General features: G+C 74.8%; 5 protein-coding genes. 4 read left to right on the top strand and 1 reads right to left on the bottom strand.

All coding sequences use genetic code 11. The features are described from left to right. Nucleotides 1-48: 48 nt before the first annotated feature. Nucleotides 49-2,394 carry an MMPL family transporter gene (locus ACFWIC_RS40225; RefSeq protein WP_380522089.1) on the bottom strand — a complete coding sequence of 782 codons (2,346 nt, stop codon included), beginning with the start codon at nt 2,392-2,394 and terminating at the stop codon, nt 49-51. A 543-nt stretch (nt 2,395-2,937) separates the two neighbouring features. Between ACFWIC_RS40225 and ACFWIC_RS40220 the strand changes: the two genes are divergently transcribed. The 4 genes from ACFWIC_RS40220 (at nt 2,938) to helR (ending at nt 8,663) form a co-directional block, all read left to right on the top strand. Next, nucleotides 2,938-4,062 carry a DegT/DnrJ/EryC1/StrS family aminotransferase gene (locus ACFWIC_RS40220; protein WP_380522087.1) on the top strand — a complete coding sequence of 375 codons (1,125 nt, stop codon included), beginning with the start codon at nt 2,938-2,940 and terminating at the stop codon, nt 4,060-4,062. 61 nt (nt 4,063-4,123) lie between these two features. Beyond that, complete coding sequence (locus ACFWIC_RS40215) at nt 4,124-5,095, top strand: NAD-dependent epimerase/dehydratase family protein (RefSeq protein ID WP_380522085.1); 972 nt, start codon at nt 4,124-4,126, stop codon at nt 5,093-5,095. 13 nt (nt 5,096-5,108) lie between these two features. Continuing rightward, nucleotides 5,109-6,212 carry a hypothetical protein gene (locus ACFWIC_RS40210; protein WP_380522083.1) on the top strand — a complete coding sequence of 368 codons (1,104 nt, stop codon included), beginning with the start codon at nt 5,109-5,111 and terminating at the stop codon, nt 6,210-6,212. A 300-nt stretch (nt 6,213-6,512) separates the two neighbouring features. After that, nucleotides 6,513-8,663, top strand: coding sequence for an RNA polymerase recycling motor ATPase HelR (gene helR, locus ACFWIC_RS40205; protein ID WP_355406879.1), 2,151 nt, complete (start codon nt 6,513-6,515; stop codon nt 8,661-8,663). The last annotated feature ends 29 nt before the right edge of the window (nt 8,664-8,692 follow it).

Below are 8,692 nucleotides of genomic sequence, written 5' to 3'. Positions count from 1 at the left end.
CCTCTCGGGGGCCACGACGGGGCCGACGCGACGGACGGGACGGACGCGCTAGACCCGCACGGAGTGCCGGCCCTGCCCGGCGCCGCTGTCGTCCCCGGCCTCGCCCGCGGGCTCGGGCCAGGACCCGGAGCGCGGGACCGGCGGCGGGCTCTGGAGCCGGGCTCCCTCGACGTCGATGTCGGGCAGGATCCGCTCCAGCGGGCGCGGCAGCCACCAGGCCCGGCGGCCGAGCAGGGCGAGGGCGGCCGGCACGATCGCCATCCGGACCACGAAGGCGTCGAAGGCGACGGCGGCGGCCAGGCCGAAGCCCATCATCTTGATCATCGACTCGTCCATGCCGATGAATCCGGCGAAGACGCTGATCATGATGAGCGCGGCGGCGGTCACCACCCGGGCGTTGTGGCGGAAGCCGGTGACCACGGCCTGGCCGGGCTCCTCACCGTGGACGTAGGCCTCCCGGATCCGGGTGACCAGGAACACCTCGTAGTCCATGGCCAGGCCGAAGACCACACCGACCATGAAGATCGGCATCATGCTCATCACCGGGCCGGTCTGCTCGACCCCGATCAGCTCGGCGAGCCAGCCCCACTGGAAGACCGCCACGACGGCGCCGAGCGCGGCGGCCACCGAGAGCAGGAACCCGAGCGCGGCCTTGACCGGGACGAGCACCGAGCGGAAGACGACCAGGAGGAGCAGGACGGCGAGGCCGACCACGACCGCGAGGTAGGGCACCAGCGCGTCGGTGAGCTTCTGCGAGACGTCGATGTTCATCGCGGTGGGTCCGCTGACCAGGACGGTCGCGCCGGTGGCGGCCTTCAGGTCGGGGGCCCGGTCCCGGATGTCGTTGACCAGGGCGGTGGTCTCGGCGGCGCTCGGGCCGGTGGCCGGCACGGCGTTGACCAGGGCCGTGTCACCGGCCTTGTTGAACACCGGCGGCGAGACGCTGACCAGGCCCGGCAGGGCGGCGACGGTCTTGCCGACCTGCTCGGCCGCGGCCTTGGGGTCGGGCGCGCCCTTGACGTCGACCAGCAGGGTCAGCGGACCGTTGAAGCCCGGGCCGAAGCCGGCGGAGAGGTGGTCGTAGGCACGCCGCTGGGTGGTGGAGGTGGGCTTGGCCTCGTCGCCCGGCAGGCCCAGCCGCAGGTCCAGCGCGGGCACCGCCAGGATGCCCAGGCCGACCACCGCGCCGACCAGGACGGCGACCGGGCGGCGCAGCACGTAGCGGGCCCAGCGGGTGCCGCCGTTGTCGCGCGGCCCGGCGGCGCCGGGTCCGTGGACCGTGTCCGGTCCTTCGGCGCCGGCCGCGCGGCGGCCCCGGGAGCGGGAGCGGGCACCGAAGCGCGAGCCGGGGCGCGCGCCCGGACGGGAGCCGGCGCGGTCCTTCCTGGACAGCACCCGACGGCCGAGGAAGCCGAGCAGCGCCGGGACGAGGACGAGTGCGACCAGGACGGCGATCACGACGGTGCCGGCCGCCGCCATGCCCATCTTGGCGAGGATCGGGATGCCGACCACGGAGAGCCCGGCGAGCGCGATCACCACGGTGAGTCCGGCGAAGACCACGGCGGACCCGGCCGTGCCGACCGCCCGGCCGGCGGCCTCCTCCGGCTCGTGGCCCTCCAGGAGCTCCGCCCGGTAGCGGGAGACGATGAAGACCGCGTAGTCGATGCCGACCGCGAGGCCGAGCATCATCGCGAGCGTGCTGGTGGTGGTGGAGAGGCCGAGCGTGCTGCCGAGCGCGGTGATCAGGGCTATCCCGAGCCCGACCCCGACCAGGGCGGTGAGCAGCGGCAGTCCGGCGGCGAGGAGCGAGCCGAAGGTGATCACCAGGACGACCGCGGACATCGCCATGCCGATGGCCTCGGTGGAGCCGCCCGCCTCGGGGCCGGGCATCAGCGCGGTGCCGCCGACGTCGACCGTGAGCCCGGCGTCGCGCCCGTGCTGGGCGGCCTGTTCCAGCCGGTCCGTGGCGGTCTCGGCGACCTTCCCCGGCTTCTCGCTGTAGCTGATCGTCGCGTAGGCGGTGGTGCCGTCCTTGGAGACCGCACCGGCCTGGAACGGGCCGACCGCGCCGGTGACCTGCTCGGTGCCGGCGAGTTCGGCGACCGTCCGCTCGACCGCCTGCTGGTTGGGGGCAGCGGTGATCTTCTGCCCGGACGGCGCCACGAAGACGATCCGGGCCGAGGCACCCTCGGCCGCGGCGCCGGGGAAGCGCTCGTCCATGAGGTCGAAGGCCTTCTGCGCCTCGGTGCCGGGCATGGAGAAGCCGTCGTCCGGGGCGGCCGGGGCCTTGGTGGCCAGCACTCCCACGGCGGCCAGCAGGGCGACCCACAGCAGGGTCACCAGGCGGCGCCGGAGGAAGGACCATCGGCCCAGGCGGTAGAGGAATGTGGCCACGGGTGAGCGGACTCCTTCGGGGTGGCGTGCGGGCGGGTCCCGGACGGGCGCCGTACCGGCCGGGACCGGGTCCCGGGCGGGTGTCGTCCTGTGCGGGGCTTCTCGTCAGGTGCTCGTCCGGGGGCGACCGGCCCGGCCGGCGGGCCGGGGCGCCCGGAACACGGCCAATCCTCCGGTGGAGGGCGTCTCGTCGTCGTCGCCCCTGCGCAGGCATTCCGGACTACTGCGGACGCATCAGCCCGACCCGGACGGCGTAGTGCGAGGCCGGCACGGCGGCCCGGGCGTCTCCGACCTGAGGCCGGGGCTCCCGCGACGCCGCACCGCCCCCGTACGCACCCCCCGTGCGCACCCCGCACACGGCCCCGCGCCGCTCCCGCGCCACCGGCCCCGCCCGGCGCCCGGCCGTGCCGTCACCCGGGCGGGGGCGACAACGGGCCGGGGCCGGGCCGGCGAAGTAGCGTGATGTGCCTGGCCGGCCGCCGACCGGACGGCCCGGACCAGACCAGGTCGATGACGTGCTCATCCTGCTGCCGGAGGTGGCCCATGGGCGTTCCCGCCGCTCGCATCGTGTTCGACGAGAACGACCGCGCAGCCGTCGCGGACGCGGTCGACGACATGCTCGCCACCGGCGCGCTCACCCTCGGTCCCTGGACCGAACGCTTCGAGCAGTCCTTCGCCGCCGAGCACGGCGCCCCGCACGCGGTGGCCGTCGCCAGCGGCACCGCCGCGCTGGAGGTGGTCCTGCGCACCGTGGACGTCCGCGACCGCGACGTGGTCGTCCCGGCCGTCACCTTCTACGCGACGGCCGGCGCCGTACTGCACGCCGGCGGCCGCCCGGTCTTCGCCGACGTCGACCCGACCACCCTCGCGCTCGGCCCCGCCGCGCTGGAGGCCGCGCTCACCCCCGACACCGCGGCCGTCGTCCTCGTCCACATCGGCGGGCTGATCACCCCCGAGGTGGACGCGCTGCGCGCGATCTGCGACGCGCGGGGCATCCCGCTGGTCGAGGACGCCGCCCACGCGCACGGCAGCAGCTTCCAGGGGCGCGCCGCCGGCACCTTCGGCCTGGCCGGCGCGTTCTCGTTCTACCCGACCAAGGTCACGACCAGCGGCGAGGGGGGCATGATCCTCACCGAGTCCGCCGAACTGCGCGACGAGGCCCGCATCCACCGCGACCAGGGCAAGGGCTCCTTCACCACCAACCACCACGTCCGGCTCGGCGCGTCCTGGCGGATGAGCGAGCTGAACGCCGCCGTCGGCACGGTGCACCTGCGCCGGCTCAAGGAGTTCGTGGAGACCAGGCGCCGGGTCGCCCAGCGGTACGACGCCGCGTTCGCCGGGCCGGACGGCCTGCGGCCGGTCACCGAACCGGCCGGGTGCCGCGGCAACTACTACAAGTACGTCGCGCTGCTGCCGCCCGGCATCGACCGGGCCGCCTTCAAGCGGGCCGTCGCCGAGGAGTACGACGTACGGCTCTCCGGCGAGGTCTACGACCTGCCGCTGCACCTGCAACCGGTGCTGGCCCCGTACCGGCGGGCCGCGCTGCCGGTCGCCGAGGACGTCTGCGCCCGGCAGGTCTGCCTGCCGGTGCACTCCGACATGACCGAGGACGAGACCGACCTGGTGATCGAGGCGGTCTCGGCCGTCCACCGCCGGCTCGCGGGATGACGCCCGGACCCGCGGGGCCGGGACCGCGCCAGGACAAGAGCCAGGACAAGGAGACAGAACCGTGCGCGTAGCCGTCACCGGAGGATGCGGATTCATCGGCTCACACGTGGTGGACCGGCTCCTGGCCGCCGGGCACGAGGTGCTCGCGGTCGACACCACCGAGAGGTACCTCAACCCCGACGCCGACCACGCCGGCATCGACGTCCTCGACCTGCCCGCCCTGACCGACGCGCTGGACGGCTGCGAGGTGGTCTTCCACCTGGCCGCGCAGGCCGACGTCGAGCGGGTCGCCGCCGACCCGGTCGGCGCCGTGCGGGCCAACATCGACGGGACCGCGACCGTCCTGGAGGCGGCCCGCCGCAGCGGCCTCAGCCGGACGGTCCTGGCGAGCACCGTCTGGGTCTACGGCGCCGCCCTCACCGACGACCGGATGGACAGCTCCGAACAGGAACTCGACGAGCACGTGCCGATCGAGCTCGACCACTGCGGGCACCTGTACGTCGCGACCAAGCTGGCCGCCGAGATGCTCGTGCACAGCTACCGCGAGCTGTACGGGCGGCACTTCACCATCCTCCGGTACGGCATCCCGTACGGGCCCCGCATGCGCGACGAGCTGGTCGTCGCCCGGTTCGTGCAGGCCGCGCTCGCCGGGCGGCCGATCACCATCGCCGGGGACGGCCGGCAGGGCCGCAACTTCGTCTACGTCGAGGACCTCGCCGAGGCCCACGTCCGCGCACTCTCCCCCGAGGCCGAGGACCAGACCTTCGCCCTGGAGGGCTCCACGGCGATCTCGGTCCGGGACATCGCCGACACGGTCGACCAGTTGCTCGGGCCGGTCACCGTCGAGCACATCGAGGCGCGGACCGCCGACTACGCCGGGCGCCGCATCTCTGCGGCGCAGGCCAAACGGCTGCTGGGCTGGTCCCCGCGGACCAACTTCACCGACGGCGTGCAGCGGTACGCGGACTGGTACCGGGCCGAAACCTCCGCACCGGGCACCCCTCCCGGCCCCGGCCCGCGCAGCGGCGCCTGAGGCGGGACGCGCGGTGCCGCACGCGCTGCTGGTGTCGGGCTCCCTCGGCCAGGGCCACGACGTGATGGCCCGGGCCTGCGCGGACACCCTGGAGGCCGGCGGCTGGACCACCCGCACGGTCGACGCAATGGCCCTGCTCGGGCAGCGCGCGGGCGCCGCCGGCGAGGCGGTCTTCCGCCGGCTGCTCGACCTGCCCGGCGTCTACGACGCGTTCCACTTCTCCGCGCTGCGCCCCGGCGCGCGGATCGCCCTGCTCGCCGACGCCGCGGCGCGGTCCCGGCTCGTACCGGCGCTGCGCGCGCTGGTCGCCGAGCAGCGGCCGGAGCTGGTGGTGTCGGTCTTCGCCACGGCGACCTCGGCCGTCAACCGGCTGCGGGCGGACCGCGACGCCCCCGGCTTCCGCCACCTGGTGCTCTGCACGGACGTCACGCCGCACCGGCTCTGGGTCCAGGACGGCACCGACCGCTTCCTGGTCACCTCGGAGGTCGCCGCGGCCGCGGTCCGCCGGTACCGGCCGGACGCACCGGTCACCGTTCTGCCCGCGCCGCTGCGCGGACCGTTCTACCGCCCGCCGTCCCGCGCCGAGGCCCGCGCCGCGTTCGGGGTGCCGCCGGGTGCGCGGTGCGTCCTGCTGATGTCCGGCGCCTGGGGGCTCGGCCCGCTCGCCCGGACCGCCCCCGCGCTCGCCGACGCCGGGCCGCACGTGCTCGCCGTGGCCGGCCGCAACGCCGAGCTGGAGGACCGCCTGCGCCACGCCGCCGGCCGGCGCCCGCGCCTGCACGTCTTCGGCCACACCGACCGGATCCCGGCCCTGATGGCCGCCGCCGACCTGGTGGTGACCAGCTCCGGTGACACCTGCGGCGAGGCCCGCGCACTGGGCCGCCGGCTCCTGCTGCTGGACGTCGTCCAGGGCCACGGCCGGGACAACCTCCAGCACGAACTGGAACTCGGCCACGCCGACGTCACCTCGGCCCGCCCCGCCGACGTGGTCCGCTGCGCCCTCGCCGCGCTCGAACGGCCCGCCCCCGCCCCGTCCCCCGGTGCGTCGCCCGAGGGCTGGCGCACGGGCTTCACGGCGGCACTGGAGCAGGTCGGACTCGCCGCCGGCCGCGCCTGAGAACCCGGCCGCGCCCGGGAAGCACGAAAGGCGAGGGAAACGGTCGTCCCTCGCCACTCTTAACCTATAGCGGACCGGGGGGCTTGCGGCAAGGCCCCCGTCATGCCGCAGAATCGCTCGGCAAGGCCATAACCAGCGGGGATTGGGAGATTCACCTAGTGCGTGTGCTTTTGTCGGTCTACAGGTCGTGCGACGCCGTCGAACCGGGGGCGGGCCGTGCGCCCCGGCAGCGGGTGACCGGGGCGCGGCCCTGCGGGTCGCCGGTCCCCGCCGGAGCGACCCCGGATCGGAGCCGCTGACATGAACCCCCTGACCATCAGCGCCTTCGACCTCCCCGACCGCCTGGCCGCCAAGGCCGACCCGGCGCTCATCGGCCGCGACGAGCAGCACTTCGAGGACATCGGGGTCAGCCTCGAACAGGCCATCGCGGAACTGTCCGACAACCTCGACACCGTCCGCCGGGCGCCCGGCGGAATCGGCCGGGAGGCGATGGACCGGGACATCGAGGTCCACCGGCTGACCGACCGCCTGCGCACCCTGCGCCGCTTCGGCCTGGACCTGTGCCTCGGCCACATCGTCGGCGCGGACGACTCCGAGCCCCTGTACGTCGGGCGGCTCGGCCTCACCGACAGCACGGGCCGCCGGCTGCTGATCGACTGGCGCTCCCCCGCCGCCGAACCGTTCTTCGCGGCGACCCACGCCAACCCGATGGGGCTGGCGAGCCGCCGCAGGTACCGCTGGACCAAGGGCCGGATCAGCGACTACTGGGACGAGGTGTTCACCACCGACGGGCTCGAAGGACACGCCGCACTCGACGACCAGTCCGCCTTCATCGCCAGCCTGGGCGGCAACCGGTCGAGCCGGATGCGGGACGTGCTCGCCACCATCCAGGCCGATCAGGACGCCATCGTCCGGGCCGGGTCCCGTGGCGCCCTCGTCGTCGACGGCGGGCCGGGGACCGGGAAGACCGTCGTCGCCCTGCACCGCTCGGCCTACCTCCTCTACGCCGACCCCCGCCTCGGCCACCGGCGGGGCGGCGTCCTGTTCGTCGGCCCGCACGAGCCCTACCTGGCCTACGTCGCCGACGTCCTCCCCAGCCTCGGCGAGGAGGGCGTGCAGACCTGCACCCTGCGCGACCTCGTCACCGAGGGAGCCACCGCGGCGGTCGAGAGCGACCCGGAGGTGGCCCGGCTGAAGTCGTCCGCGGGCCTGGTGAAGGCCATCGAGAAGGCCGTCAGGTTCTACGAGGAACCGCCGACCGAGGCCCTGACGGTGACGACGCACTGGTCCGAGATCCGGCTGACCGCCGACGACTGGGCCGAGGCCTTCGACGCGCCGGAGCCGGGCACGCCGCACAACGAGGCCCGCGAGCAGATCTGGGACGAGCTGCTCTCCATCCTGACGGACAAGCACGACGGCGAGGACGTCCCGCCCGACCAGTTCCGCCGGTCGGTGATGCAGGACCGGGAGCTGGTCACCACCGTCCACCGCGCGTGGCCGCTGCTCGAAGCGGCCGACCTCGTCGGGGACCTCTGGACGGTGCCCGCCTACCTGCGGATGTGCGCCCCCTGGCTCGACCGCGAGGACGTCCTCAAGCTCCGGCGCAAGGACGCCCAGGCCTGGACGGTCTCCGACCTGCCGCTCCTGGACGCGGCGCGGCAGCGGCTCGGCGACCCGGAGGCGGCACGGCACAAGCGCCGGCAGAAGGCCTACGTCGCGGCCGAGCGCGCCCGCATGGCCGACGTCATCGACCACCTCGTCCAGGCCGACGAGGACGGCGAGAACGCGCTGACCATGCTGCGCGGACAGGACCTCCAGGCCAGCCTCGTCGACGAGTCCGCGCTGCCCGGCCGGGACCCGGAGCCCCTCGCCGGCCCGTTCGCGCACGTCGTCGTGGACGAGGCGCAGGAGCTGACCGACGCGGAGTGGCAGATGCTGCTGCTGCGCTGCCCGTCCCGGAGCTTCACCATCGTCGGGGACCGCGCCCAGGCGAGGCACGGCTTCACCGAGTCGTGGCAGGAGCGGCTCGAACGGGTCGGACTCGACCGGATCGAGGTGGCCTCCCTCAGCGTCAACTACCGGACGCCGTCGGAGGTCATGGCGGAGGCCGAGCCGGCCGTCCGCGCCGCGCTCCCCGACGCCAACGTGCCGACGTCCGTCCGCAGCAGCGGCATCCCGGTCGTGCACGGGTCCGTGGCGGAGCTCGACCCGATCCTCGACGGCTGGCTCGCCGAGCACGCCGAGGGGACCGCCTGCGTCATCGGCGATCCGACGTTCGTGCCGACGCCCCGCGTCCGGTCGCTGACGCCGGAGCTGTCGAAGGGGCTGGAGTTCGACCTGGTCGTCCTCGTCGACCCGGAGGCGTTCGGCGAGGGCGTCGCGGGAGCGGTCGACCGCTACGTCGCGATGACCCGCGCGACCCGGCAGCTCGTCGTCCTCACCCGGTCCTGACGTTCCGGCGGGCGGCGCCGTCGCCGACC

It is taken from the genome of Kitasatospora sp. NPDC127035 (assembly GCF_042726075.1).
Taxonomy (GTDB): Bacteria; Actinomycetota; Actinomycetes; order Streptomycetales; family Streptomycetaceae; genus Kitasatospora.
Note: the sequence above shows the minus strand (reverse complement) of the source record. Positions and strands in the feature narration are given on the sequence as shown.

Bases quoted from the DNA above. Each gene is read 5' to 3' on its own strand.
- ACFWIC_RS40220 (WP_380522087.1), top strand. From the start codon at position 2,938: ATGGGCGTTCCCGCCGCTCGCATCGTGTTCGACGAGAACGACCGCGCA.
- helR (WP_355406879.1), top strand. From the start codon at position 6,513: ATGAACCCCCTGACCATCAGCGCCTTCGACCTCCCCGACCGCCTGGCC.